General features: G+C 68.4%; 24 protein-coding genes and 3 tRNA genes. 13 read left to right on the forward strand and 14 right to left on the reverse strand.

All coding sequences use genetic code 11. From position 1 onward, the window contains the following. Positions 1–28: 28 nt before the first annotated feature. The 8 genes from ACT6XY_RS01275 to ACT6XY_RS01310 form a co-directional block, all read right to left on the reverse strand. Positions 29–382: a hypothetical protein gene (locus ACT6XY_RS01275; RefSeq protein WP_444746536.1), complete on the reverse strand. Its 354-nt coding sequence runs from the start codon at positions 380–382 to the stop codon at positions 29–31. 133 nt (positions 383–515) lie between these two features. Further along, the gene (locus tag ACT6XY_RS01280) at positions 516–833 is read right to left on the reverse strand and encodes a hypothetical protein (protein ID WP_444746537.1); all 318 of its coding nucleotides are present in this window, start codon (positions 831–833) and stop codon (positions 516–518) included. Positions 834–895: 62 nt separating this feature from the next. Continuing rightward, positions 896–1,195 carry a hypothetical protein gene (locus ACT6XY_RS01285; RefSeq protein ID WP_444746538.1) on the reverse strand — a complete coding sequence of 100 codons (300 nt, stop codon included), beginning with the start codon at positions 1,193–1,195 and terminating at the stop codon, positions 896–898. A 107-nt stretch (positions 1,196–1,302) separates the two neighbouring features. After that, positions 1,303–1,379, reverse strand: a tRNA-Pro gene (locus ACT6XY_RS01290). Between the two features lie 14 nt (positions 1,380–1,393). After that, the gene (locus tag ACT6XY_RS01295) at positions 1,394–2,626 is read right to left on the reverse strand and encodes an O-antigen ligase family protein (RefSeq protein WP_444746539.1); all 1,233 of its coding nucleotides are present in this window, start codon (positions 2,624–2,626) and stop codon (positions 1,394–1,396) included. After that, on the reverse strand, positions 2,623–4,161 hold the full coding sequence (locus ACT6XY_RS01300) for an undecaprenyl-phosphate glucose phosphotransferase (RefSeq protein WP_444746540.1): 1,539 nt from the start codon (positions 4,159–4,161) through the stop codon (positions 2,623–2,625). The genes ACT6XY_RS01295 and ACT6XY_RS01300 overlap by 4 nt, the downstream gene beginning before the upstream one ends. A gap of 98 nt (positions 4,162–4,259) precedes the next feature. Further along, positions 4,260–5,381 carry a glycosyltransferase family 4 protein gene (locus ACT6XY_RS01305; protein ID WP_444746541.1) on the reverse strand — a complete coding sequence of 374 codons (1,122 nt, stop codon included), beginning with the start codon at positions 5,379–5,381 and terminating at the stop codon, positions 4,260–4,262. 9 nt (positions 5,382–5,390) lie between these two features. Next, positions 5,391–6,011: a polysaccharide biosynthesis/export family protein gene (locus tag ACT6XY_RS01310; protein ID WP_444746620.1), complete on the reverse strand. Its 621-nt coding sequence runs from the start codon at positions 6,009–6,011 to the stop codon at positions 5,391–5,393. A 161-nt stretch (positions 6,012–6,172) separates the two neighbouring features. On the opposite strand from ACT6XY_RS01310, the gene ACT6XY_RS01315 reads away from it, so the two are divergent. The 4 genes from ACT6XY_RS01315 (at position 6,173) to ACT6XY_RS01330 (ending at position 11,628) form a co-directional block, all read left to right on the forward strand. Beyond that, entirely contained in the window at positions 6,173–8,299 is a 2,127-nt protein-coding gene (locus ACT6XY_RS01315) for a GumC family protein (RefSeq protein ID WP_444746542.1), read from the forward strand. 172 nt (positions 8,300–8,471) lie between these two features. Next, positions 8,472–9,527 (forward strand): polysaccharide deacetylase family protein, encoded by a 1,056-nt coding sequence (locus ACT6XY_RS01320; RefSeq protein WP_444746543.1) that lies wholly within the window; start codon positions 8,472–8,474, stop codon positions 9,525–9,527. Positions 9,528–9,635: 108 nt separating this feature from the next. Beyond that, complete coding sequence (locus ACT6XY_RS01325; RefSeq protein ID WP_444746544.1) at positions 9,636–10,904, forward strand: lipoprotein-releasing ABC transporter permease subunit; 1,269 nt, start codon at positions 9,636–9,638, stop codon at positions 10,902–10,904. 64 nt (positions 10,905–10,968) lie between these two features. Further along, positions 10,969–11,628: an ABC transporter ATP-binding protein gene (locus ACT6XY_RS01330; protein ID WP_245898318.1), complete on the forward strand. Its 660-nt coding sequence runs from the start codon at positions 10,969–10,971 to the stop codon at positions 11,626–11,628. Positions 11,629–11,822: 194 nt separating this feature from the next. On the opposite strand, the gene ACT6XY_RS01335 is transcribed toward ACT6XY_RS01330, so the two are convergent. Beyond that, positions 11,823–12,293: a hypothetical protein gene (locus ACT6XY_RS01335; protein ID WP_444746545.1), complete on the reverse strand. Its 471-nt coding sequence runs from the start codon at positions 12,291–12,293 to the stop codon at positions 11,823–11,825. Between the two features lie 129 nt (positions 12,294–12,422). Here ACT6XY_RS01335 and dnaE point away from each other — a divergent pair, with 129 nt between their 5' ends. Beyond that, positions 12,423–15,857: a DNA polymerase III subunit alpha gene (dnaE, locus tag ACT6XY_RS01340; RefSeq protein ID WP_444746546.1), complete on the forward strand. Its 3,435-nt coding sequence runs from the start codon at positions 12,423–12,425 to the stop codon at positions 15,855–15,857. A gap of 6 nt (positions 15,858–15,863) precedes the next feature. Here dnaE and ACT6XY_RS01345 read toward each other — a convergent pair whose 3' ends face one another. Together ACT6XY_RS01345 and gloA are read right to left on the reverse strand one after the other, a co-directional pair. Beyond that, on the reverse strand, positions 15,864–17,045 hold the full coding sequence (locus ACT6XY_RS01345) for an aminotransferase (RefSeq protein WP_444746547.1): 1,182 nt from the start codon (positions 17,043–17,045) through the stop codon (positions 15,864–15,866). Next, the gene (gene gloA, locus ACT6XY_RS01350) at positions 17,039–17,497 is read right to left on the reverse strand and encodes a lactoylglutathione lyase (protein ID WP_444746548.1); all 459 of its coding nucleotides are present in this window, start codon (positions 17,495–17,497) and stop codon (positions 17,039–17,041) included. The genes ACT6XY_RS01345 and gloA overlap by 7 nt, the downstream gene beginning before the upstream one ends. Positions 17,498–17,527: 30 nt before the next feature. Between gloA and ACT6XY_RS01355 the strand changes: the two genes are divergently transcribed. From ACT6XY_RS01355 to ACT6XY_RS01380, 6 genes are all read left to right on the forward strand, one after another. Then, entirely contained in the window at positions 17,528–18,313 is a 786-nt protein-coding gene (locus ACT6XY_RS01355; RefSeq protein ID WP_444746549.1) for an SIR2 family NAD-dependent protein deacylase, read from the forward strand. A 155-nt stretch (positions 18,314–18,468) separates the two neighbouring features. Then, the gene (locus ACT6XY_RS01360; protein WP_444746550.1) at positions 18,469–19,077 is read left to right on the forward strand and encodes a cold-shock protein; all 609 of its coding nucleotides are present in this window, start codon (positions 18,469–18,471) and stop codon (positions 19,075–19,077) included. An 18-nt stretch (positions 19,078–19,095) separates the two neighbouring features. Continuing rightward, a complete protein-coding gene (locus ACT6XY_RS01365) occupies positions 19,096–19,551 on the forward strand; it encodes a DUF192 domain-containing protein (RefSeq protein WP_444746551.1) in 456 nt (151 codons plus the stop codon). 54 nt (positions 19,552–19,605) lie between these two features. Beyond that, positions 19,606–19,682 (forward strand) — tRNA-Pro (locus tag ACT6XY_RS01370). A 16-nt stretch (positions 19,683–19,698) separates the two neighbouring features. Then, a complete protein-coding gene (locus ACT6XY_RS01375; protein ID WP_444746552.1) occupies positions 19,699–20,004 on the forward strand; it encodes an ETC complex I subunit in 306 nt (101 codons plus the stop codon). 24 nt (positions 20,005–20,028) lie between these two features. Next, positions 20,029–20,105, forward strand: a tRNA-Arg gene (locus ACT6XY_RS01380). Positions 20,106–20,187: 82 nt separating this feature from the next. On the opposite strand, the gene ACT6XY_RS01385 is transcribed toward ACT6XY_RS01380, so the two are convergent. Beyond that, positions 20,188–21,546 carry a hypothetical protein gene (locus ACT6XY_RS01385; RefSeq protein WP_444746553.1) on the reverse strand — a complete coding sequence of 453 codons (1,359 nt, stop codon included), beginning with the start codon at positions 21,544–21,546 and terminating at the stop codon, positions 20,188–20,190. A gap of 137 nt (positions 21,547–21,683) precedes the next feature. Between ACT6XY_RS01385 and ACT6XY_RS01390 the strand changes: the two genes are divergently transcribed. After that, positions 21,684–21,890, forward strand: coding sequence for a hypothetical protein (locus tag ACT6XY_RS01390; protein ID WP_444746554.1), 207 nt, complete (start codon positions 21,684–21,686; stop codon positions 21,888–21,890). A gap of 13 nt (positions 21,891–21,903) precedes the next feature. Here ACT6XY_RS01390 and ACT6XY_RS01395 read toward each other — a convergent pair whose 3' ends face one another. Both ACT6XY_RS01395 and ACT6XY_RS01400 read right to left on the reverse strand, forming a co-directional pair. Continuing rightward, the gene (locus tag ACT6XY_RS01395) at positions 21,904–22,302 is read right to left on the reverse strand and encodes a (R)-mandelonitrile lyase (protein WP_444746555.1); all 399 of its coding nucleotides are present in this window, start codon (positions 22,300–22,302) and stop codon (positions 21,904–21,906) included. Positions 22,303–22,405: 103 nt separating this feature from the next. Continuing rightward, complete coding sequence (locus ACT6XY_RS01400; protein ID WP_444746556.1) at positions 22,406–22,951, reverse strand: DUF924 family protein; 546 nt, start codon at positions 22,949–22,951, stop codon at positions 22,406–22,408. A 143-nt stretch (positions 22,952–23,094) separates the two neighbouring features. On the opposite strand from ACT6XY_RS01400, the gene ACT6XY_RS01405 reads away from it, so the two are divergent. After that, positions 23,095–24,084, forward strand: a complete 990-nt coding sequence (locus ACT6XY_RS01405) for a membrane dipeptidase (protein WP_444746557.1) — start codon at positions 23,095–23,097, stop codon at positions 24,082–24,084. Positions 24,085–24,091 lie beyond the last annotated feature (7 nt).

Here is a 24,091-nt window from a genome sequence, read left to right on the forward strand (position 1 = left end):
TCGACGCCGCCCTCGACGACCGCTGAAACTAGCGCCGCCAACTCGGCGGCACGGGCGGCTGCGGCGGTGCGCGCTGCCCTTCCTCGATACGCCGGCGCATGTGATCGGCGACGTCCCGCACCGGTTCCAGCCCCCGGTCGAGGTCGCTCGCCTGCACGTTGGCGAATTCCAGCTCTGAGATGATCTTGTCGATCTTGGCGAGCGCCTCGGGATCAGGCCGCGTCACCAGTTCCAGCCCGAACAGGATCAAGAGCGGGCCCACCGGGATGAAGAGCATCAGCGCGATGGTGACCTGCCAGAGCAGGGTGCGGTCGTCGAGGGTCGGCGCGTTGAAGGCGCCGACATAGGCGGCGCCGATGGCCGGCGGCAGGAGCAGGACCACGATGATCCCGACCCACCCTGCGAATCGCGGCCTCAACCGTGTCGTGATCTGCATTGCTCGCCCCGCGGGAACGCCCGAGGGCGCCAGTGTGGGACGAGGCGAGGGTCAGCGGCAAGACCCCATGGCCGTACCGTCAGGGCCGGGGCGTTGCCGCCGGGGGAGCGGGCACTCCGCCCGAGGCGGGGCTGCGCGGATCAGGGCGGGGGTCCACCTCGACGGCCTCCTTGCCCCGCTCGGCGTTCTCCCGGTCGCGGACGGTACGTCCCTCCTGGCCGGCCTCGACGCCCTGGGCGTCCTCGTCGTCGGCCGTCATGCCGCCGCCGGATGAGCCCCCGGCGGAACTCGCACCGCCCATCCCCCCATCGGGTTGGACCGGCGGCACCTGGGCATAGGCGGCGGCGAGGGGCACTGCGAGCAGGGCTGCGGCGGTCATCAGGCGGCGGGTGATCATGAATGCTCCGGGGCGCGGGGGGTGTCGCCGGCGGCGCCGGCAGTAATGGCAGGCCGAAGGCGTCAGGGAGCCTGACGCGGCGTAGAGCCGGTTGCGGAGGGGTCGGCGGGGGCCGGCGACGGCGCCGCCGTGGTCTGTCCGCGTTCCATCGGCGTCTGGCCGCTCGGATTGCCGCCCATCATGGAGAAGACCACGATGCCGAGGACGAGAACCGCGCCAAGGCCGCCGATGAGGCCCCAGTTGCCGGACGTGCTGCGGGTGACGCGCGGATCGGTCGGCGGATCGAGGTCAGGGCGACGGCCGCCGTCGAGGCGGGTCGGCTCGGCCGGGACGCGCTCGTCGCGGGGATCGTGCTGGGTCATGGGGATATCCTCCTGCCGAGGGTAACCCCCGCGCAGGCCTGCGGTTCCGCGCAAACGGGGGTCCGTTCGCAGCGGAGATGTCAGGATATCGATGAGGAAGGGGAAATTGGTCGGAGTGCCGAGATTTGAACTCGGGACCCCTTGCACCCCATGCAAGTGCGCTACCGGGCTGCGCTACACTCCGACCGTGCGGGGGATTTAGGACGTTTCGCGCGCCGCCGCAACCCGCTTGGTGATGGCCAGCCCCCACAGCAGTCCGGCGAGCACCCAGAAATGGCGCCAGTGGTCGCTGTCGATGATCTGCCCCTCGAAGGCAAGGCCGCAAAAACACGCGAAAACCGCGATGGTGAGGGGCTGCCAGGGCGTCCGGATCAGGGATGCGACCAGTCCGACGATCAGCGTCGACCCTGTGAGCACGAGGTAACCGATGCCGCCGATCCAGCCGCCGGCCATGAAGGAATTCAGATAGACGTTGTGCGGATCCTCGGGAAAGAAGCGGGCGAACTGCAGCGGACCGATGCCGAACGGCCGATCGAGAGCGAGCTGCCAGCCGTAGGCGTGCCGGCCGAATCGCCCCATCGGCCCCGAATCGTAGCTCTGGTTGAGGCTGGCGCGCTCGCGCATCAGCTCCGCCACCTTGTCGACGCTGAGCAAGACGGCGACGAAGGCCATCAGCAGGACGAGGCCGGCGGCGACGACGAGGAGAATTCGGAATCGCTGGGCCGGTGTTTCCGCCGTGAGCACCATCAGCCCGATCATGATCGCGGCCGAGAGGCCGAAATGGATCCAGGCGCCGCGCGAGAACGAGAGGAGCAGGGCGACCAGCAGCACCGCGAAGACGGCGCCGGCCTTCACGAGCGAGGCGGATGAAGCGCGCAGGAAGGCCTGCATCGCCACCAGCATGGGGAGCACGATGAACGGGCCGAAGACGTTGGGGTCGTTGAACGTACCCTTGGCGCGGCCGTACAGGGTGAAGAGGTCGAAGGCGCCGGGAAAGAGACGGAAATAGCCGGCGATGCCGGCCGCTGCGGCGATCAGCGCGGCCAGGGTCCAGCCGCGGAGGATCACCTCCATGCGCGCTGCCGTGTTGTCCGCAGCCGCCACCGCGAAGAAGACCATGGTGACGGCCAGATACCAGGAGACTGCGATCCAGGGCGCGACCTTCGGCTCCGCCAGCACGGGGATCGCCGCGATCGTCAGGCCGAGGCAGTAGACGACGAGAACGACGAGCAGCGGCGCATGGACCGCGCGCAGCCGGATGCCGCCGGTCAGCGCGAAGGCGGAGATGGCGAGGAGCGCCCCGATCTCATAGGGGCTGGGTTCGGCGAAGACGAAGGCCCCGCCCACCATCATCAGCCAGAGCGCGGCGAGCCTCAGGGGCTCGCCGCCGGCCATCCCCCCGGCGCGGGGCGCGGGGAGGGCGAGGGTCAAAACGCGTTCTCGCGGTGCCTGGCGAGCGAGATAGGGGTCTTGGCGAGAATGTAGAGGTCGAAGAGCACCGACCAGTTCTCGATGTAGTAGAGGTCGTGCTCGACGCGGCGCTGGATCTTCTCCGGCGTGTCGGTCTCGCCCCGCCAGCCGTTGATCTGCGCCCAGCCGGTAATGCCGGGCTTCACCTTGTGGCGGGCGAAATAGCCGTCGACCACGTCGTCGTAGAGCTTGTCGGCGGCCTTGGCGTGGGCCGCGTGGGGCCGCGGGCCGACCAGCGACAGGTTGCCCTTGAACACGACGTTGAAGAGCTGCGGCAACTCGTCGATGGAGGTCTTGCGGATGAACCGGCCGACGCGGGTGACGCGCGGGTCGCCCTTGGTGACCAGCTTCGAGGCGGTGGCGTCGCTCATATCGGTGTACATGGAGCGGAACTTGAACACCTCGATCATCTCATTGTTGAAGCCGTAGCGCTTCTGCCGGAAGAAAACCGGACCCTTCGAATCGAGCTTCACGGCGATGGCGGTGGCGAGGAAGACCGGCGACAGGGCGATCAGCGCGGCGGTGCCGACGATCTTGTCGAACACCCATTTCAGCACGACGTCCCAGTCCTGGATCGGCTTGTCGAACACGTCGAGCACGGGGACGTTGCCGATGTAGGAATAGGCGCGCGGCCGGAACCTGAGCTTCGCGGTGTGGGCGGCGAGGCGGATGTCCACCGGCAGTACCCAGAGCTTGCGCAGCATGTCGAGCACGCGCTTCTCGGCGCTCATCGGAATGGTGACGATGACGAGGTCGACACGGGTGCGGCGGGCAAATTCGAGGAGGTCGTCCACGTTGCCGAGCTTCGGCACATGGGCGGCATGGTCCGGCGAGCGCTCGTCCGTGCGGTCATCGAACGTGCCGCAGATCGTCACGTCGGTATCGGCCTGGGCGAGGATGGAGCGGATGAGCTCCTCGGCCGGCTCGCCGCCGCCGACCACCACGGCGCGACGCTGCAGGCGTCCGGCGCGCGACCAGGTGCGGACGAGCTGGGCGAGCCCGGTCCGCAGCCCCATCATGATGACGAGCCCGGACAGATACCAGGAGCCGAGCCAGACGCGGGAGAAGGCATCGCCCGCCTTCGCGAAGAAGGCGACCGCCATTGCCAGCAGGAACACCATCGTCCAGGCGAAAAACAGCCGGCTGAACTGCGCCACATGGGTGCGGAAGACGTGGACGTCGTAGAGCCCCGCCGCCTGGAACGCGGCGAGCACCAGCATGGCGACGCCGAACAGGCCGACCAGCGAAATCCATTGGACGCCGTGGAGCGGATAGACCCAGCCGAGATAGACGGTGGCGCCGAGAGCGAGGACGATGACGAATTCGACGAGGCGCACGAGGCCCGAGAGCACAACGGGCGAGTAGACCGGGCCGACGGCCTCGTCGGCGATCCGGGCTGCGAGATCGGAAAGGGGCCGTCGTGGCTCTGCGGACGGCTGGCTGGCGCGGCCCGCTTCCGTCGCCTGGATGATGTCCCGACCGGTAAATCCCAACATGTTCCGGCTACTCCGTCGCGCCACCGGGGCGCGTGACCTGTCCCGCCGGCCAGCATTAACCGCCAAAGGTTGCTTTTCGCTTGATCCCGGCGAGGGTTTCAGCCTGCCCGGCGGGCCGCCAGCGCCTCGCCGTAGGCCGCGAGCACGCCCTCGGCCATGGCCTCCACCGAGAAGCCGGCGCGGATGCGGTCCCTGAGGCGCGCGGCCAGCGCCAGGGTTTCGTCGGGATCGTCGAGGGCGGCCTCGATGGCGCCCGCGAGCGCCCAGTCGCTGCCGGCCGGCACAAGCCGGTCTGCGTCGGGCCCGAAGATCTCGCCGATGCCGCCTACGGCGCTCGCGAGCACCGGGATGCCGGCGGCGCCGGCCTCGATCACCACATAGGGGAGAGACTCGGCCCGCGAGGGCACCACGAGCAGGCGGCCGCGCGCGAAGGCCTCGCGCGCGGGCAGCGCGCCGGCGAAGGTCACCGCCTCCGCCAGTCCCGCATCCCGGGCCTTCTGCCGAAACAGACCGGCATCGGGGCCGTCACCCACGATGGTCGCCGTCAGCGGCCGGCCCCGGCCGCGCAGCAGGGCAATCGCGTCGATCAGCACGTCGATGCCCTTGAGATGCCTGAGCTCGCCGATGAAGAGGAGGTCGGTGGCGTCCGGCCTGGCCGGCACGGAGGAGAACTCCCCCTCGCTGACGCCGTTGTGGACCACGCGCACCGCGCCGCCGGGCTTGCAGACCTTGGCGGCGAAGGCGTTCAGCCCGTACAGGCTCTCGAACAGGAAAAGGTCGGTGCGCGCGGCGAGAACGCGCTCGAGCGTCAGGTAGACGAAGCCGACCGGCGTGCCGCGGGAATAGTGCAGGCTGCCGCCGTGGGGCGTGTAGACCTTGAGGCGCGAGCCGCCGGCGAGGCGGGCGAAGGCGCCGCCCTTGGAGCCGTGGCCGTGGACGACGTCGACGTCCTTGTCGGCGATGAAGCTGGCCACAGCGCGTCCGGCGGACCAGTCGGCCGGACCGAGTTCCCGGCTCATCGGCACGCGGGCGAGACCGAGGGCGAGGGCAGGCTTCAGCCCCTCGAACACGGCGTTCGCCCTGTCACCGCCCGTCGAGGCGTCCGCGACGATGCCGACCCGGTGCCCGCGGGCGGCCTGCGCCGTCGCCAGGTCCACCACGTGGCGGAACAGGCCACCGACGGGGGCGCGCATCACGTGGAGAATGGAGAGGCTCTGCACGGCGGACGATCAGAACCAGCGCTCGCGCACCACGACGGTGTCGCCGGGCGCGAGCGGATGGGTCAGCGGCACGTCGGCGCGGTAGAGCTGGCCGTTGAGCTTGCGCGTGACCTCGATGTTCCACCGGTTGGCCCGTGGGGTGAAGCCGCCGGCGATGGCGATGGCGTTCTGCGCTGTCATGCCGGTGACGAAGGGAAACTGTCCGCCAGCCGTGACCTCGCCCATGATGAAGAAGGGGCGATAGGTCTCGACCTCCACCGAAACGCTGGGCTCGCGGATGAAACCGCCGCGCAGCCTGGCCGCGATGTCACGGGCCAGCACCTCGGTCGAGCGGCCGGCCGCCGGGACGAGCCCGATCAGCGGCATGGCGATCGAACCGGTGGCGTCCACGGCATAGGAATTGGTCAGCCCCTCCTGGCCGAAGACCACCACGCGCAGCCGGTCTCCCGTGTCGAGGAGATAGGGTCCGCGGGGCATGATCTGGTCGTGCGGCACGAGCGTGCCCTGGGGATCGACGGGCCCGACCGTGCCACGCGTCGTATCGACGAGTGTCCCGGGTCCAGCGCCCGGACGGCCGGCGCAAGCGCCGAGAACCAGCGCCGTCGCCGCAACCAGCAGGATGGAGCGCATCACGGCTGCACCTCGATACCTTTCATGCTCATGGGGTGATCATCGGCCAACGTGGTTAAGAAAACCTGACCGCCGCACGCCATGCGCGAGCCAATTAACCCGATGGCAACCCTAATGATTTTTAATCCTCTCCGTGGGCGTCGCATGGAGATGACAGCATTATGGTCGGGGCAGGTGACACGGTACCGACGGGTCGCGGCAGGGCGTCCCTGGTCGACCTCGATCTCGCGGGTCTCGCCCGTGCGGTCTGGGCTGCGCGCCTGTGGATCGCTGTTCCCACGCTCCTCGCGCTCGCCGGCAGCTTCGCCCTCGTCAGCGTCAGGACGCCGACCTATCGCTCGGAGGCCCGCATCCTCGTCGAGAACGGCGAGAACGCCTTCACCCGGCCGGAGAGCGACCGGTCGAGCGGCGAGCGCGCCGCCGTCGACCAGGAGGCCGTGCTCAGCCAGGTCCAGCTGATTCTCTCCCGCGACGTGGCCAAGGCCGTGGCGCAGAAGCTCGATCTCGCCCGCAAGCCGGAATTCGATTCCGCGCTCCGCAGTTTCAATCCGGTCAAGCAGGTGCTCATCTTCCTCGGACTCGCCGAAAACCCGATGCGCATGACCGCCGAGGAGCGCGTGCTGCGCAGCTATTTCGAGAAGCTGACGGCCTTCCAGGTCGACAAGTCCCGCATCATCGCCATCCAGTTCGATTCCCACGACCCGGTTCTCGCCGCCGAGGCCGCCAACATGGTGGTCGCGCAGTTCATCGAGGCGCAGCAGGCCAACAAGCGGAGCCAGACCCGCAACGCCAGCCAGTGGCTTTCGGGCGAGGTCGACGGGCTGCGTCGCAAGGTCGAGGAGGCCGAGGGCCGGGTCGAGAGCTTCCGCGCCCGCGCCAATCTCTTCGTCGGCTCCAACAACACCAGCCTCACGGCCCAGCAGCTCGCCGAGGTGAACAGCCAGATCGCCGCCGCCCGCGCCCAGCAGTCGGACGCCCAGACGAGGGCCCGGCTGCTGCGCGACTTCCTGCGCTCCGGCCGCCCGATCGAATCAGGCGAGGTCCTCAACTCCGAGATCATCCGCCGCCTCAACGAGCAGCGCGCCGCTGCTCTCGCCCAGCTCGCCGAACAGTCCTCGACGCTCGGGCCGCGCCGTCCGCGAATCGCCGAACTCCAGGCCCAGCGCGCCAATCTCGACGGCCAGCTCCGCTCGGAGGCCGAAAAGCTCGTCCGCGTGCTGGAGAACGACGCCCGTTTCGCCGGCGCACGCGTCGAGGCGCTGCAGCAGAACCTCGACCAGGTGAAGCGGCAGGCCGGCGAGGCAAGCGAGCAGGAGGTGCAGCTGCGCGTGCTGGAGCGCGAGGCGAAATCCCTGCGTGACCAGCTCGAAACCCTTCTCGCCCGCTATCGCGACGCCTCCGCCCGCGACACACTGGCCACCCTGCCGGCCGACGCCCGCGTCATTTCCCGCGCTCTCGTCTCCAACGTTCCCGCCTTCCCGAAGAAGCTGCCGACGATCCTGATCGTCACGCTGGGAACCTTGCTGCTCGCCACCACGGTGGTGGTCACCCTGGCGCTCCTCGCCGGTACGCCCGCCCCGGCGGCCGAGGCCGCAGACGCAGCTCCGGAAGCTTCGCACCGTGCCGGCGATATCGATGCGCCGCCGCTCGCCGCCACGCATGAACCGGACTTTTCCGACCTGCCTCCCGCGACCGCGGAGACCGCGACGCCCGAGAGCATCGCCGCGCTCGCCCACCTGCTCGACGCCGGCCCGGACGGCGCGGCCTGCCGCCGCACCCTCGTCGTCGCGACCCGTGACGGTCTCGCCGCATCCGGTGTCGCCCTGGCTCTGGCGCGGGAACTCGCCGGCGCCGGACGGCGCGTGGTGATGATCGACCTCGATCGCGACGACGCCTTCCTGTCTCCGCTCGCCGGTCCCGATGCCGCCGGCCTGTCCGATCTGGCCGCCGGGGCCGCGGGTTTCGGCGACATCATCCACACCGATCCGCAATCGCCCTGCCACATCGTGCCGGCGGGAACGCTCGGAGCGCCGGACGCCGACATGGCGGCCTTCGCGGTCGAGGCCCTGTCGCGGGGCTACGAGGCGATCATCCTGTCGGCCGGCGTCATGCCCGCCGACGCCGAGGACTTCGACGCACTTGGCGCACTGGCGGGCGATGCGGTGGTCGTCGCCGAAGGAGAGGCGAGCGACCCCGAGGTGCGGGCGGCCTATGGCAGGCTGGCCGGCGCGGGACTGAAGCCCGTGGTGGTGATGCTGGCGACCGACGACGAGATGGCCGCGGCCTGAGTCGGGCCGGGTCGTTTAGCGCCCTGTGGGGTCGACACCGCCGCAGCAGCTCATCGTCCACATCATCAAGTTCTGAAAGAGAAGACGAGGCCGTCAAAGAAGTCTCAAGACTTGGTTGGCAGTCTCCCGTCCGTGATTTTGCGCATGAGACGCAGCCGGGGAGGGTGAGACCATGAGCGATCTCAGGATGAACGTATTCCGGGCCGGCCTGGAGGCGCTCTACCTTACCAACGCCCACCGGCTGATGCGCCCCTATGTCGGCGGCGTCGGCGCCGTGCTGATGCTCCATCACGTGCGTCCGGCGCGGCAGCAGGATTTCGCGCCCAACGCCCTGCTCGAGGTGACGCCCGAATACCTCGACGGCGTCGTCGAGCGCGTCCGCGCCAACGGCTTCGACATCGTCACCCTCGACGAGGCCCATGACCGGCTGCTGGCGGGCGAGGAGGGCCGGCCTTTCGTCACCTTCACCTTCGACGACGGCTACCGCGACAATGCCGAATACGCCTATCCGGTGCTGAAGAAGCACGGCGTTCCCTTCACCATCTACCTGCCCACCTCCTTCATGGACCACGAGGGCGAGCTCTGGTGGCTTGTGCTGGAACACACGATCCGCAACGAGCAGTCCGTGACGGCCACGATCGCCGGCGAGACCGTGCAACTCGACTGCTCAACGCCCCAGCGTAAGCGGGAGGCCTTCCACAGGATCTACTGGTGGCTGCGCTCGCTTCCCGAGACGGAGCTGCGCGCGTGCGTCCGCGATCTCGCGGACCGCCACGGGTTCGATTTCCGCACCACGTGCCGTGATCTCTGCATGACCTGGGACGAGGTGAGGGCGCTCGGCGCCGACCCGCTCGTCACCTTCGGCGCCCATACCGTCGACCATCTCATGCTGGCGAAGTTTCCGGAGGAGACGGTGCGCAGGGAGATGGCGACGTCACGCGGGCGCATCGAGGGCGAGCTCGGCCGCAAGGTCGACCACTTTGCCTATCCCGTGGGGGATCCGACCTCGGCCGGCCCGCGCGAATTCGCGATTGCCCGCGAACTCGGCTTCAAGACGGCGGTCACGACTCGCCCCGGCCTTCTCTTCCCCGAGCACCGCGAACATCTCACCGCACTGCCGCGCGTCTCGCTCAACGGCCATTTCCAGTCGCTGCGCTATGTCGACGTGCTGTTGTCCGGGGCGGCCTTCGCCGTTTTCAACAGGTTTCGGCGGGTCAATGCGGCGTGATCCGCCGCTTCCTGGAAATTCCGCCGCGCCCCCGTCGCGAGAAGGCCTGAATCAGATAGTTTGTGCTGGCTGACCCGCTCCCCGCGGATCAACCATCATGATCGGCCGATGTCAGAAGCCACCGGAACACGTCCCTTTTCCGCTTTCGAATGGATGCTCTCGCTGCGCTACCTCCGGGCGCGCCGCAAGGAGGGCTTCATCTCGGTCATCGCCGGTTTCTCCTTCATCGGCATCATGCTCGGCGTCGCGACGCTCATCATCGTCATGGCGGTGATGAACGGCTTCCGGAAGGAGCTGCTCGGCAAGATCCTCGGCGTGCAGGGCCACATGGTGCTCCAGCCCATCGATACGCCGCTGACCGACTATGCCGAGGTCGCCCAGCGCCTGATGCGCATCCAGGGTGTCCGGCTGGCGGCGCCGGTCATCGAAGGCCAGGCGCTCGCCTCATCCGCGTTCAACGCGGGCGGCGCCATCGTGCGCGGCATGCGGGCCGAAGACCTGCGCCGCCTGCCGCTCATCTCCACCAACATCAAGCAGGGCGGCCTCGAGGATTTCGACACCAGCGAGGGTGTGATGGTCGGCCAGCGCCTCGCCAACCAGCTCTCGCTGAGGCTCGGCGACAGCCTGACCCTCGTGTCGCCCAAGGGCTCGTCCACGCCCATGGGCATGACGCCCCGGATCAAGGCCTATCCGATCGTGGCGATCTTCGAGGTGGGGATGACGGAATACGATTCCGCCTTCGTCTTCATGCCCTTCACCGAGGCGCAGGCCTATTTCAACCGCGAGGGCGACGCCTCCTCCATCGAGGTCTATACCGACAACGCCGACCGCATCGAGGAATACCGGAGACGCGTCTCGGAGGGGGTCGAGCGGCCTGTCTTCATCGTCGACTGGCGACAGCGCAACGCCACCTTCTTCTCGGCCCTCCAGGTCGAGCGCAACGTCATGTTCATGATCCTGACGCTGATCGTCTTCGTCGCGGCGCTGAACATCATTTCCGGCCTCATCATGCTGGTGAAGGACAAGGGCCGCGACATCGCGATCCTCAGAACGATGGGCGCGACGCGCGGCGCCGTGATGCGCATCTTCCTCATCACCGGCGCCTCCATCGGCGTCGTCGGCACCATCGCCGGCTTCATCCTGGGCGTCGTCGTCTGCCTCAACATCGAGAAGATCCAGGAGTTCGTCTCCTGGCTGACCGGCACCACCCTTTGGGACCCGACAGTGCGCTTCCTCACCCAGATCCCGGCGGACATGTCGACGGGCGAGACCCTGACCGTGCTGGTCATGGCGCTGGTCCTGTCCCTGCTCGCCACCCTCTACCCGTCCTGGCGGGCGGCCAAGCTCGATCCGGTCGAGGCGCTGCGCTATGAGTGATGTCGTGACCGCTGAAGCGCCCGTCGCCACCGCCCCCGCCGGCGAGGAATCACCCGTTCTCTGGATGGAGAAGGTCGAGCGCCGCTATGCGGAAGCCGGCGCGCCGCTGGAAATCCTCAAGGGCGCCGATTTCGCCATCTGGCCAGGCGAGACCGTCGCCCTGATCGCGCCCTCCGGCACCGGCAAGTCGACGCTGCTGCACCTTGCCGGCCTGCTGGAGGCCCCCGATGGCGGCGAGGTCTATATCAGCGGGCAGGCCACCTCGAAGCTCGCCGACAAGGAGCGCACCCGCATCCGTCGACTGGAGATCGGCTTCGTCTACCAGTTCCACCATCTGCTGCCCGAGTTCTCGGCGCTGGAGAACGTCATCCTGCCGCAAATGATCCGGGGGCTGACCTACAAGGAAGCCAAGGACCGGGCGAGCGAGCTCTTGACCTATCTCGGCCTCGGGGAGCGCCAGACTCACCGTCCCGCCGAGATGTCGGGCGGCGAGCAGCAGCGCGTCGCCATCGCCCGCGCTGTCGCCAATGCGCCGCGCCTCCTGCTGGCGGACGAGCCGACCGGCAACCTCGACCCGAAGACCGCCGACCACGTCTTCTCGGCGCTGGGGCAGCTGGTGCGCGCCTCGCGGCTCGCGGCCGTGGTCGCCACCCACAATATGGACCTCGCCGGGCGCATGGACCGGCGGGTGACCATCCGCGACGGGCTCATCGTCGAGCTGTAGACGTTAACTCCCCGGTAACTTCGATGGTTCCGATTTTGTTCTCATGGATTGCGCAAGGAACAAAATGAGAACATGATGTCCTGGCTTTCGGAAACGCGGGAGGACATCATGATCCGCAGCTTCATCGAAGACGCAGCCGCCCTGGTCGCCCTGGGCCTCTTCACCGGCATGATCACCGTCTGGGTCCAGGCGCTTCAGGGGTAGGGCAGGCGAGGCAGGTGCCCCTCTACGACGGGCTCCGCCGCCACGACCTCGATACGGAGACAGCGGAACTGGGCCGCGAGGCCGACGCCGCGTTCGAACGAGACGATGTGATGGGGCGGCAGCGCCTCGCCACTGGAAAAATGGCCGCGCGCTTCCGTCGAGATCGTGAGATCGACGATCTGGTTGATGCTGTCGAAGCCGTCCAGCCGGAATGAATCGACATCGTGGAAGCGCAGCGTCGCAAGCACATCGGGTCCGCGCCAGTCGATCTGGGTCGCCCGCAGCACGAGGATGCTGGCGTTGGTGACCGGCAAGCAGTTGCTCTCGTTCCAGTCGCCCGGCGCGATTTGCCCGCGCCAGAGATGGAGGTCGATCACTTCCGCATCGTGAAACGATGGCCACCGGCCGAAATGGCTGGTCAATCGGTGATGATGAAGGATGGAGGCGATATCGAAGGACATCCGGGCCGGCTCCCGTCGATACGGGACTGTGCATCGTGCACGCCGGCCGCGCAATCCGCATTGCCCGGCGACTGATGGACGGGCAAGAGTGAGCCTCACAGACTCAACCTCGCGACGGGACCAGACGCTTTGGCCGACCAGCATTTCGTCCACCTGCGGGTCCATTCCTCCTTCTCGCTGCTGGAGGGCGCGCTCTCGATTTCCAAGCTCGCCAAGCTCGCCGGCCATGACCGCATGCCGGCGGTGGCCGTCACCGACACCAACAATCTGTTCGCCGCCCTCGAATTCTCCGAGAAGATGAAGGGCGAGGGCATCCAGCCCATTGTCGGCCTCACCCTCGGTCTCGACTGCGGCGACAGGACCGTCGATCCCAAGCGGCCCAATCTCCAGGCGGCGAAGCCCCGCATCGCCCTTCTGGCGGCGAGCGAGGAGGGCTACCGCAACCTCATGGCGCTGTCCTCGCGCGCCTTCATGGAGAGCGCCGACGTCGGCGACGCCAGCGTCCCGCTCGCGGTGCTCGCCGCCCATGGCGAAGGGCTGATCGCGCTCACCGGCGGTCCCGGCGGTCCGGTCGATCAGGCCTTCCGCGACAGCCAGGCCGATCTCGCCCGCGGCCGCCTCGACCGTCTCGAATCCATCTTCGGCGACCGGCTCTATGTCGAACTGCAGCGCCATGGCCTCGAGGAGGAGAGGGCGGTGGAGCCCGACCTCATCCAGGAGGCCTATGCGCGCGGCCTGCCGCTGGTCGCCACCAACCAGTGCTATTTCGCCTCCCTCGGCGACTACGAGAGCCACGACGCGCTGATCGCCATCGCCTCGGGGCGGGTCCTTGGCGACTCCGAGCGGCGCCAGCTGACGCCCGAGCACCGGTTCAAGACGCAGGCCGAGATGGCTGCGCTCTTCGCCGATCTGCCGGAGGCGATCGCCTCGACGGTGGAGATCGCCCGCCGCTGCCACTTCCGCCCGAAGACGCGCAAACCGATCCTGCCGAGCTTCACCGAGGAGGCCGGCGGCGTCGCCTTGGACGAGGCGGCCGCGCTCGCCCGCCAGGCCCGCGAGGGCCTCGACCGTCGGCTCGCCGTGCACGGGCCGGCGCCGGGCCTTACCGAGAAGGACTATCGCGACCGGCTGGACTTCGAGCTCTCGATCATCGAGCGCATGAAGTTCCCCGGCTACTTCCTCATCGTGTCCGACTTCATCAAGTGGGCCAAGGCGCAGGACATTCCCGTCGGGCCCGGCCGTGGCTCGGGCGCCGGCTCGCTCGTCGCCTATGCCCTCACCATCACCGATCTCGACCCGTTGCGCTTCGCGCTGCTCTTCGAGCGCTTCCTGAACCCCGAGCGCGTCTCGATGCCGGACTTCGACATCGACTTCTGCCAGGACCGTCGCGACGAGGTGATCCGCTACGTCCAGGAGCGCTACGGCCGCGCCCAGGTGGCGCAGATCATCACCTTCGGCACCCTGCAGGCGCGCGGCGTGCTGCGCGACGTCGGCCGCGTGCTCGAACTGCCCTACGGCCAGGTCGACAAGCTCTGCAAGCTGGTGCCGCAGAACCCCGCGGCGCCGGTGACGCTGGACAAGGCCATCGAGGGCGAGCCCAAGCTCCAGGCCGCCCGCGACGAGGACCCCGTCGTCTCCCGCCTGTTCGGCATCGCCACCAAGCTGGAGGGGCTGAACCGCCACGCCTCCACCCACGCCGCCGGCCTCGTCATCGGCGACCGGCCGCTGGTCGAGCTGGTGCCGCTCTACCGAGACCCGAAGACCGATATGCCGGTCACCCAGTTCAACATGAAGTGGGTCGAGCAGGCGGGGTTGGTGAAGTTCGACTTCCTCGGCCTGAAGACGCTGACCGTGCTCCAGAAGGCGGTGGACCTGATCGCCCGGCGCGGCATCGCGATCGATCTCGCCACCATACCGCTGGACGATACCAAGACCTACGACATGCTGGCGCGCGGCGAGACGGTCGGCGTGTTCCAGGTGGAAAGCGCGGGCATGCGCAAGGCCCTCGTGGAGATGAGGGCGAGCCGTTTCGAGGACATCATCGCCCTCGTCGCGCTCTACCGTCCGGGCCCGATGGCCAATATCCCGGTCTATTGCGCCCGCAAGCACGGGCTGGAAAAGGCCGAGTACCCCCATCCGCTGCTGGAGCAGGTGCTTTCCGAGACCCACGGCATCATCGTCTACCAGGAACAGGTGATGCAGGCGGCGCAGATCCTGTCGGGCTATTCGCTCGGCGAGGCCGACCTTTTGCGCCGCGCCATGGGCAAGAAGATCAAGGCGGAGATGGACAAGCAGCGCGAGCGCTTCGTCTCCGGCTGCGTCGAGCGGTCGATCCCCAAGGCCAAGGCGGACGAGATTTTCGATCTCCTCGCCAAGTTCGCCGACTACGGCTTCAACAAGAGCCATGCGGCCGCCTATGCCCTCGTTTCCTACCATACGGCCTATCTGAAGGCGAATTACCCGGTCGAGTTCATGGCGGCCTCCATGACCCTCGACCTCTCCAACACCGACAAGCTCTCCGAATTCCGCCGCGAGGCGGTGCGCCTCGGCATTCCCGTCGATCCGCCGAGCATCAACCGCTCCGGCGTCCATTTCGACGTTTCGGAGGGGCGTATCCTCTATGCGCTGGCGGCGGTGAAGGGTGTCGGCCAGCAGGCGGTCGAGGCGATCGTTTCGGCCCGCGACGGCGAGCCCTTCCGCGACCTCGGCGACTTCGCCCAGCGCATCAACCCGCGCATGCTCAACCGCAAGACGCTGGAGAACCTCGCCTCCGCCGGCGCCTTCGACGACCTTGAGCCGAACCGCGCCGCCGCCTTCGCCGCCATCGACCAGGTCCTCGCCGAGGCCCAGCGCCAGGCCGAGGGGAGGGCCCTCGGCCAGAACGAGCTCTTCGGCGGCTCCGGCGCGCCGCTCATCCGCGTGCCGAAGGTCGAGCCCTGGCTGCCGGCCGAGAAGCTCGACGAGGAATACAAGGCGATCGGCTTCTTCCTGTCGGGCCACCCGCTCGACGACTACCAGGCGGCGTTGAAGCGCCTGCGCATCGAGCCCTTCGCCGATTTCTCCCGCAGTGTCCGCCAGGGCGCCAGCGCCGGGCGGCTGGCGGGGGTCGTCACCTCGCGCCAGGAACGCCGCACCAAGACCGGCAACAAGATGGGCATCGTCACCTTCTCGGACCCCTCCGGCCACTACGAGGGAGTGCTGTTCTCCGAAGGGCTGGCGCTCTACCGCGACCTGCTGGAGCCTGGCAAGGCGGTGCTTCTCGCGGTCGGTGCCGAGCTGCAGGGCGACGACGTGCGCGTACGCATCCAGTCCGTCGAGCCGCTCGATGCCGCGGCCGTGCGCGTCCAGAAGGGGTTCCGCGTCTTCGTCGAGGACCTCGGTGCCATCGATTCCATCGCGCGGCGCCTGCCGTCCAAGGGCGACGGCGAGGTGAGCCTGGTGCTCCGCCTCGCCGATGCGGCGAGCGAGGTCGAGGTGAAGCTGCCGGGTCGTTTCGCCGTCTCGCCGCAGATCGCCGGCGCCATCAAGGCGGTGCCGGGCGTCCAGGCCGTCATGGAGATGTAGACGGCCTCAGGGCGAAAGGCCCGCGAGCCGTTCGGGAAGGCTCGAGATCGCGGCCTCGTCGGCATTGGCGAAGGCAAAGCGCAGGTGGTCTTCCTGGCCGGGCCCGAAATAGGAGCCCGGCAGGCCGAGCACCCCCCGCTGGCGCGCCAGCGCCTCGGCGACGCGGTCGGCAGGAACCCCGGCAAACGGATGGCGCACATAGGCGAAATAGGCGCCGATCGACGAGATCGCCCAGCCATCGCAGGCGTTCACCACGGTCTCGAAGGCCGCGATCCGGCGGTTGATCGTCGCCCGTGTCTCCACCCGCCAGTCGGCGACGCCGGTGATCCCCCAGGCGAGCGCGTCCTGGGCGGGACGGGCGGCGCAGATCTGGAAGCTGTCGAGAACCTTGAGGATCTGTCCCATGGCCCGCGGGCCGGCCGTGATGGCGCCGATGCGATGCCCCGGAACCGCATAGGCCTTGGAGAAGGAATAGAGCTGGACGACCGTGTCGCGCCATTCAGGCGCCGCCAGCAGGCCGTGCGCCCGGTTCGTCCCCGGCGCGAGGAAGTCGCGGTAGGTCTCGTCGACGATGAGCGCGAGACCTCGGCGGCGGGCGAGGGCCTCGAAGGCGGCGATGACGCCCTCGGGATAGATGGCACCCGTCGGATTGTTCGGTGTCACCAGCACGATGGCCCGCGTCGTGGCGTCGATCAGCGCCTCGGCGGCTGCGGGATCGGGCACGAAACCCTGCTCCGGCCGGCAGGCGAGGGGTGTCACGCCGATGCCGAGCATCTGCAGCGTCATCTGGTGGTTGAAATACCAGGGCGCGGGCAGGATCACCGAGGAGCCCGGCCCCGCGACCGCCAGGGCTGCGGCGAGGAAGGCGAGGTTGCAGCCGGCGGTGATCGCGATATCAGCGGCACCGACATCCGCACCATAGATCCGCGACACCTCGTCCGCATAGGCCTCCCGCAGCGCCGCGTCGCCGAGGATGGCGCCGTAGCGGGCGATGTCCGGGCGGCCAGCCGCCGCCGCCAGGCGCTCGAGCAGGGCAGGGGGCGGCGGCGAGCCGGGAGCTGCCTGCGACAGGTCGATCGGCGGCCCCGCAGCGCCCGCATAGGCGGCCATCCAGGCGCGCGCCGCCGGGATCGGCGGCGTGCCGGTATCGACGACGTTGCTGTTGAGAGCGAACAAGAAGCTTACCACGCGCCCGTGTTCGGCATCGACGCCCAGGGCTCGGCCGGGGCCTTGGCCTCGCCCTTCTGCAGGATCTCGATGGAGATGTTGTCAGGCGAGCGGACGAAGGCCATGCGGCCGTCGCGCGGCGGGCGGTTGATGACGACGCCAGCCTTCTGCAGCTTCTCGCAGGTGGCGTAGATGTCGTCGACCTCATAGGCGAGGTGGCCGAAATTGCGGCCGCCCGAATAGGCCTCGGGGTCCCAGTTGTAGGTGAGCTCCAGCATCGGCGCGTCGCGACGGCCGGCGGCGATGTCGGCCTCCGCCGCAGCCTTGTCCTCCGGCGCGCAGAGGAAGACGAGCGTGAACTTTCCCTGCGGAAAATCGTTCTTGCGCACCTGAACCAGGCCGAGCTTGTTGCAGTAGAAGTCCAGCGACTGGTCGAGATCGGTCACTCGGACCATGGTGTGCAGGTAGCGCATGGGGAACCCTCGTTCTCGCCGGAGGTGTCGATGACGGAAGCGGAGTTGAAGACTGCCACGGACGATCTGGCAAGTCTCTTCCGGCAGTCCAGCCGCGCGGTTGCCTTTACCGGGGCGGGCATCTCGACCGAGAGCGGCATTCCCGATTTCCGCTCGCCCGGTGGCCTGTGGACGCAGAACAAGCCCATCCCCTTCCAGGCCTTCATGGTCAGCCGGGAGGCCCGCGCCAAGGCCTGGCGGCGCAAGTTCACCATGGACGACAGCTATCGGGGAGCGGCCCCCGCCCGCGGGCACCTGGCTCTCGCGGCGATGATCCGTGCCGGCGTGCTCTCCGGCATCATCACGCAGAACATCGACAACCTGCACCAGGACGCCGGCACCGGCGATGCGCATCTCATCGAGATTCACGGCAACGGAACCTACGCCACGTGCCTCGGCTGCGGGCGTCGACACGAACTCGCCTGGGTGCGCGAGCGCTTCGAGGGAAGCGGCGGCGAGCCGCCGGACTGCGAGGAGTGTGGAAGCCCGGTGAAGTCCGCCACCATCTCCTTCGGCCAGGCCATGCCGGAGGCCAAGATGCGCCGGGCGACCGCCTGGTCCACCGACTGCGACCTCTTCCTCGCCATCGGCTCCTCGCTCGTCGTCTACCCGGCCGCCGGCCTTCCGCTGGCCGCCCGCGAGAGCGGCGCGCGGCTCGTGATCATCAACCGCGAGGAGACCCCGCTCGACGAGGCCGCCCACCTCGTCATCCGGGCCGATATCGGCGCGGTCCTGGAGGGGCTGGCGCGCCGTCTGGGCATCGATCGGCTTTCCTGACGATCATCAACAGCTCATGCACCAAAGTGGTGGGGAAGACGCACTGCGGCTGCATTTTGGGCTTTGCCGAAGCCGGACGGGTGTTATCCTTTGTCCTGAGAATCAGGGTGGGGCGGGATCGAGGCCACGATCCCGATAGCGCGGCGGTGAGAGTGATGACGTCGGACGGTTCCGATGCAGACGGCCTCGGCGGCAAGAGCGGCCTGGCATTGCGGGCGGAAGCTTCCTCCGCGCCCGAAACCGCGCCGACCGACCTGGTCGAGATTTCAGGCGCCATCAAGTGGTTCGACGTCGCCAAGGGCTACGGGTTCATCGTGCCCGATGGTGGCGGGGCCGACATCCTGCTGCACGTGACGACGCTGCGTCGCGACGGCTTCCAGACGGCCCACGAGGGCGCCCGGATCGTGGTCGAGGCGACCGCCCGGGCCCGCGGCCTCCAGGCCTTCCGCGTCCTCTCCATGGACGATTCCACCGCGATCCATCCGGCCCAGATGCCGCCGGCCCGCACTCATGTCGCCGTGGTGCCGACCAGCGGGCTGGAGCGCGCCGAGGTGAAGTGGTTCAACCGCCTGCGCGGCTTCGGCTTCCTGTCGCGCGGCCCCGGCACCCCGGACATCTTCGTTCACATGGAAACGCTGCGCCGCTACGGCATGACCGAGCTGCGGCCCGGGCAGTGGGTCCTCGTCCGGTTCGGCGACGGCTCCAAGGGTCTGATGGCGGCCGAGGTCCGGCCTGACGGAGCGCCCTTTCCAGCCTCCCACTGACGGGCTAGAACTGCGGCCATGATAATCGATCGCCGCCGTCTTCTCGCCGCTGCCCTCGTCCTGCCAGCTGCCCCCGCCCTGGCGCGGAGCGATACCGGCCGCTTGACCATCGTCACGCGGGCGGGCGTCAGCCACCCCTTCGTCCTCGAGATCGCCAATACCCCCGAGACCCGCTCCCGCGGCCTGATGTTCCGCCGGGAGTTGCCCGACGGGCGCGGCATGCTCTTCGACTTCGGCACCCGCGAGACCGAGGTCACCATGTGGATGAAGAACACCTACATCCCGCTCGACATGATCTTCATCCGCGCCAACGGCCTCATCAACCACATCGCCGAGAACACGACGCCGCTGTCCGAGGCGACGATCTCGTCCAACGGCCCGGTCAAGGGCGTGCTCGAAGTGATCGGCGGCACGTCGCGGCGCCTCGGCATCGCCGCCGGCGACCGGGTCGAGCACCCGTTCTTCCGAGGCTGATCAGGGCGTATCGTGCTTGCCGCTGCCGCGACCCTCGGCTATTGCCAAGGCTGACGGGGCGTAGCGCAGCCTGGTAGCGCGAGAGTTTTGGGTACTCTAGGTCGCTGGTTCGAATCCAGTCGCCCCGACCAGATCCGGAGGAACAACGTGGTCGCCCGTATCTACAAGCCCGCCAGGACCGCCACCCAGTCGGGTCTGGCCAAGACCGACCACTGGCGCCTCGAGTTCGAGCCGGAGGCTCCGCGCACGGTGGAGCCGCTGATGGGCTACACCAGCTCGACCGACATGGCCCAGCAGGTCCGGCTCTCCTTCGACACCCGCGAGGAGGCCGTCGCCTATGCCGAGAAGAATGGCATCGCCTATCAGGTCTTCGAGGCGGAGACGCCGAAGCGCCGTCTGGCGGCTTATTCCGACAATTTCAAGTTCAACCGGGTCGGCGCCTGGACCCATTGAGGGCGAGGGCGGCGGTCGGGTTCCGGTCCCGTAGCTCAGCAGGATAGAGCATCTGCCTTCTAAGCAGAATGTCGCAGGTTCGAGCCCTGCCGGGATCGCCAGTGCTTGTCCTGCGGTGCGCCACTGTCGTGAGGCCCTTGACTGAACCGCGCTCCGCGGGGGACCAGACCGACGTCCCGTGACCTATTTCGGCGGCCCCCGCTCCCTGATGCCGAAGGGCCGCGGGGCGAGGTACTGGACCAGGAAGTCCGGTGTCGGCATCGCAATGGTCAGCGTGACGGATGGGGCGCTGTGCCTCGGGCTCTTCGCGTTGCGGGCGACCTCCGCAAACGCGGTCACGGCGCCGACCGACAGGACCGCGATCACGCCGGTCGCCGCCGCAGGCCGCCGTGAGATGGCGATGGCCGAGAGGATGGCCAGCACGGCGACCGCAGGCTGCGTCCCGCGCATCATCAGATCGTTGACCGCGCCGACATAGGCGAAGGGAAGAATGGCCAGCGTCGCAGCCGTCACGGCGAGTAGGGCGCGCTCCTGCGTCGATCGCAGGGCGATGGCGAGGAACCCGGCCAGGACTCCCCATTCGATCAGCATCAGGAGAGCCCACTTCGCCCATGTGAACTGAGGCGTCGACCAGGCGAAGGCGACGGGGACGGAGGATATCCCGCTGGTGAGATAGACGAGAATGGGAAGCGCGATGGCGGCGCCCACCACATTGGTCACGGTTAGAGGGCTGGTCATGCCGTCCCGCGCCCATCGATAGACCATGAACGGCGCCAGTCCGGCTACGGTGAACGGTGACCACAGGAGGACCGCGGCACCGATCACGCCCCCTATCCTCGTGATCGGAAACCTTGACCCCACGACGAGGCCGATGATCAGCCAGCCGGGGATGGCGTGCTGCGGGGTCCAGAACAGCGACGTGGTGGTGGACGAAATCTGTCCCCACCCGCTCCACCACTCGTAGTGGAGCGGCATGATCGCGAACTGGGTGATCAGATATCCGAGGATGTCGGCCCCGCTGAACAGTACGAAGACGACGGCCGCGAACCGCACCCCGGCCACATTGGTGACGAGCCTCAGCGACAGATAGACTCCGAGGCAGGTCCACAGGCCCACCAGCGTTTCGAGTTGGGCGGGCATCACCTTGGCAAGGCCGGCCGGGATGAGATACCAGCCGACGACGTAGCGGAGATATTGACCCTCGTACGTCGGGGGCCAGGCGTCGGAGACCAGCAGGTTCAACACGGCCGAGTGTTTCAGCCAGTCGAGGCCTTGCCCCCCGATGGGCCAGATTCCCGCCAGAAGCGTCCAGACAAACGCGACGCTCACCAGCCACAGATCGATCGACGTCGGTTCCGGCCTGTCCACGGCGCCCCGCATGCGCCATCCGATGAAGGCGAGCCCGGCAAGACAGGGCAGGCCGATGGCCGGCTGCAGGAACCACGCAAAGAACAGGGCGAGCGGCGCGCCGATATAAAGGAGCGCGGCTGCCTCGCTGGCGCGCAGCCGGGGCCGGTCATCCCCATCGTCAGCCATGACCATCGAGAACGTCCTGTCGGTGAGAGGCATCTCCCGGTGGGCGAGTCGGCACCGGCCACAAGAAGGTCGGCCACCGCCGACCCGGTGTTGGAACATGCGCCTCGCAGGCGCTGTTACCCCCTCCAGCAGGGAGATGATCCATGAGCAAGACGCGCGATCTCACCGGGACGGACGACAAGACCCTCGACGACCAGGCGCACTGGGACGTTCCTCGCCGCGGCGAGAAGCCCGCCGGAGGCGGCGCCCAGGCAGCCGACCAGCCGGCAGGCGTGCCAGATCGGACGCGCAAGCCCGACGAGGCTCTGCCGCGTGATGTGGACGAAGGGGACGGCCGCAACACCAACTAGCCTGCGACCAGCCTCAGCCGCCCGCATACTGCGCGTCGGTCACCGGCTCCATCCAGTCGACATGCTTGCCGTCGAGCGCTTCGTGAATGGCGATATGCGTCATCGCGGTGCCGGGCGCAGCGCCGTGCCAGTGCTTCTCCCCCGGCGGAATCCACACGGTGTCGCCGGCCTTGATCTCCTGGATGGGCCCGCCGAGCGTCTGCGCGAGGCCGCTGCCTTCGATGACATAGAGCGTCTGGCCCAGCGGATGGGTGTGCCAGTTGGTGCGGGCGCCGGGGTCGAAGCGCACCACCGCGGCGCGCACGCGCGCCGGCGCCTCGGCCTCCACGATGGGATCCTGCCAGACGCTGCCGGTGAACCAGTCGGCGGGGGGGCGGCGGGAATCGATCGAGCCGCAGCGGCGGATGTCCATGGTGTCTCCTCGGGAATGTTGGTGGCCGCAGTGCAACGTCGGCTGCTGTGGGCGGCGGGGCGAGTAAAGACGCAAGGGGCCGCCGTGTCGAGGGCGGTGCCCGTCAGCCGGCAAAGCCCCCGTCGGCGAGGAACGCGCGCTCCTCCGCCGTCGTCTCCCGCCCCAACAGGGCGTTGCGATGGGGGAAGCGGCCGAAGCGCGCGACGACGTCCCGGTGACCGACGGCATGGTCGAGATAGGGCGCGCCGATGCGCTGGTTGAGCGCCACCGCCCGCTCCTGGTCCGCCAGTTCCTCGGAGTGCGAATAGGGCAGATAGAGGAACACGCGCAGCGCCGGATCGATCCGCCCATCATCGCCGCGCGCATCGGCGATCCGGGCGAGCGACAGGGCGAGCGGATCGGTGGCATACATATGCCCGGTGCCGCGGAAGCAGTTGCGGGGAAACTGGTCGAGCAGGATCATCAGCGCCAGCATGCCATCGGCTGTCTCCATCCAGCCGTCGAGATCCCGCCGCGCCGCCGCGAAATGGTCGTCCAGGAAGGCCGCGCGGAACCGGCCGTCGAAGGCGGCGTCCTTGGTGAACCAGGCGTCGGGGCCGGCCTCGCTCCAGAATCTGATGACGTCGGCGGGGGTGGTCGGGGAAGCCATGGGGCGCTCCTGATGCTCCGGCGAGGAAGGCGAGGGTATCACGGGCACGGGACCAGCCACGCCGGCAGCGCACTGGTCCGCCCTTGCGAGCCTGGTCTAACGTAGCGTCAGAATACCGCTCGCCTGTGCAACGGGTCTCCTGCATGCCGGTTCCCGCATCCCGCCCCTTCGTGATCGACGGCGCCCAATATGCCGCCTGGTCCCGCAGGATTTTCGAGGAGATGCGGACTGGCGGCGTCGACGTGGTCCATGCCACCGTCGGCTATCACGAGAATTTCCGCGAGTCGGTCGATCTCCTGGTCGCCTGGAACCGCCGCCTCGCCGCCCATGGCGACCTCATCGTCAAGGCCCGCTCGCTCGCCGACATCGAGGCGGCAAAGGCTTCCGGCCGCACCGCCATCCTCTTGGGCATGCAGAACCCGTCCCCGATCGAGGCGGACCTCGGCCTACTCGAAGTGCTGCGCGATTGCGGCCTGACCTTTCTCCAACTCACGTACAACAACCAGTCCCTCCTCGGCGCCGGCTGGCAGGAATACGAGGATGGCGGCATCACCCGCATGGGCCGCGAGGTTATCACCGAGATGAACCGCCTCGGCATGATCATCGACATGTCCCATGCCGGCGAGCGCACGACCGTCGATGCCATCGAGCGCTCGGCGCGACCCGTCACCGTCTCTCACGCCAATCCGCGCTGGTGGCGCGACACCCCGCGCAACGTCTCCGACCGCGTCATCGACGCGCTCGCCGCCCATGACGGCCTCCTCGGCCTGTCTCTCTATCCCCATCACATGGCCGGCGGCTCCGCCTGCACCCTGTCCGACTTCGCCACCATGGCGGCGCGGCTCGCCGAGCGCATCGGCCCCCACCGCATAGGCATCGGCTCGGACCTCTGCCAGGACCGGCCGGACTCCGCCGTCGCCTGGATGCGCGACGGGCGCTGGACCTTCGAGACCGCGTCCAATCCCAACGGGCCGCCCGTCTTCCCGGCCCAGCCTGCCTGGTTTCGCTCCAATGCCGATTTTCCGGGCATCGCCGCGGGGCTGCGGGCTGCGGGCTTTGCGCAGGACGAGGTGGACGGCATCATGGGCGAGAACTGGATGGCCTTTCTCAGGCGGGCACTGGGCCCCGGTTGAGTTTGGC

It is taken from the genome of Phreatobacter sp., assembly GCF_052440005.1.
In the GTDB taxonomy this organism is placed as follows: domain Bacteria; phylum Pseudomonadota; class Alphaproteobacteria; order Rhizobiales; family Phreatobacteraceae; genus Phreatobacter.

Bases quoted from the DNA above. Each gene is read 5' to 3' on its own strand.
- ACT6XY_RS01280 (WP_444746537.1), bottom strand. From the start codon at position 833: ATGATCACCCGCCGCCTGATGACCGCCGCAGCCCTGCTCGCAGTGCCC.
- ACT6XY_RS01285 (WP_444746538.1), bottom strand. From the start codon at position 1,195: ATGACCCAGCACGATCCCCGCGACGAGCGCGTCCCGGCCGAGCCGACC.
- ACT6XY_RS01300 (WP_444746540.1), bottom strand. From the start codon at position 4,161: ATGTTGGGATTTACCGGTCGGGACATCATCCAGGCGACGGAAGCGGGC.
- ACT6XY_RS01310 (WP_444746620.1), bottom strand. From the start codon at position 6,011: ATGCGCTCCATCCTGCTGGTTGCGGCGACGGCGCTGGTTCTCGGCGCT.
- ACT6XY_RS01315 (WP_444746542.1), top strand. From the start codon at position 6,173: ATGGTCGGGGCAGGTGACACGGTACCGACGGGTCGCGGCAGGGCGTCC.
- ACT6XY_RS01320 (WP_444746543.1), top strand. From the start codon at position 8,472: ATGAGCGATCTCAGGATGAACGTATTCCGGGCCGGCCTGGAGGCGCTC.
- ACT6XY_RS01325 (WP_444746544.1), top strand. From the start codon at position 9,636: ATGTCAGAAGCCACCGGAACACGTCCCTTTTCCGCTTTCGAATGGATG.
- ACT6XY_RS01330 (WP_245898318.1), top strand. From the start codon at position 10,969: ATGGAGAAGGTCGAGCGCCGCTATGCGGAAGCCGGCGCGCCGCTGGAA.
- ACT6XY_RS01335 (WP_444746545.1), bottom strand. From the start codon at position 12,293: ATGTCCTTCGATATCGCCTCCATCCTTCATCATCACCGATTGACCAGC.
- gloA (WP_444746548.1), bottom strand. From the start codon at position 17,497: ATGCGCTACCTGCACACCATGGTCCGAGTGACCGATCTCGACCAGTCG.
- ACT6XY_RS01355 (WP_444746549.1), top strand. From the start codon at position 17,528: ATGACGGAAGCGGAGTTGAAGACTGCCACGGACGATCTGGCAAGTCTC.
- ACT6XY_RS01360 (WP_444746550.1), top strand. From the start codon at position 18,469: ATGACGTCGGACGGTTCCGATGCAGACGGCCTCGGCGGCAAGAGCGGC.
- ACT6XY_RS01365 (WP_444746551.1), top strand. From the start codon at position 19,096: ATGATAATCGATCGCCGCCGTCTTCTCGCCGCTGCCCTCGTCCTGCCA.
- ACT6XY_RS01385 (WP_444746553.1), bottom strand. From the start codon at position 21,546: ATGGTCATGGCTGACGATGGGGATGACCGGCCCCGGCTGCGCGCCAGC.
- ACT6XY_RS01390 (WP_444746554.1), top strand. From the start codon at position 21,684: ATGAGCAAGACGCGCGATCTCACCGGGACGGACGACAAGACCCTCGAC.
- ACT6XY_RS01395 (WP_444746555.1), bottom strand. From the start codon at position 22,302: ATGGACATCCGCCGCTGCGGCTCGATCGATTCCCGCCGCCCCCCCGCC.
- ACT6XY_RS01400 (WP_444746556.1), bottom strand. From the start codon at position 22,951: ATGGCTTCCCCGACCACCCCCGCCGACGTCATCAGATTCTGGAGCGAG.
- ACT6XY_RS01405 (WP_444746557.1), top strand. From the start codon at position 23,095: ATGCCGGTTCCCGCATCCCGCCCCTTCGTGATCGACGGCGCCCAATAT.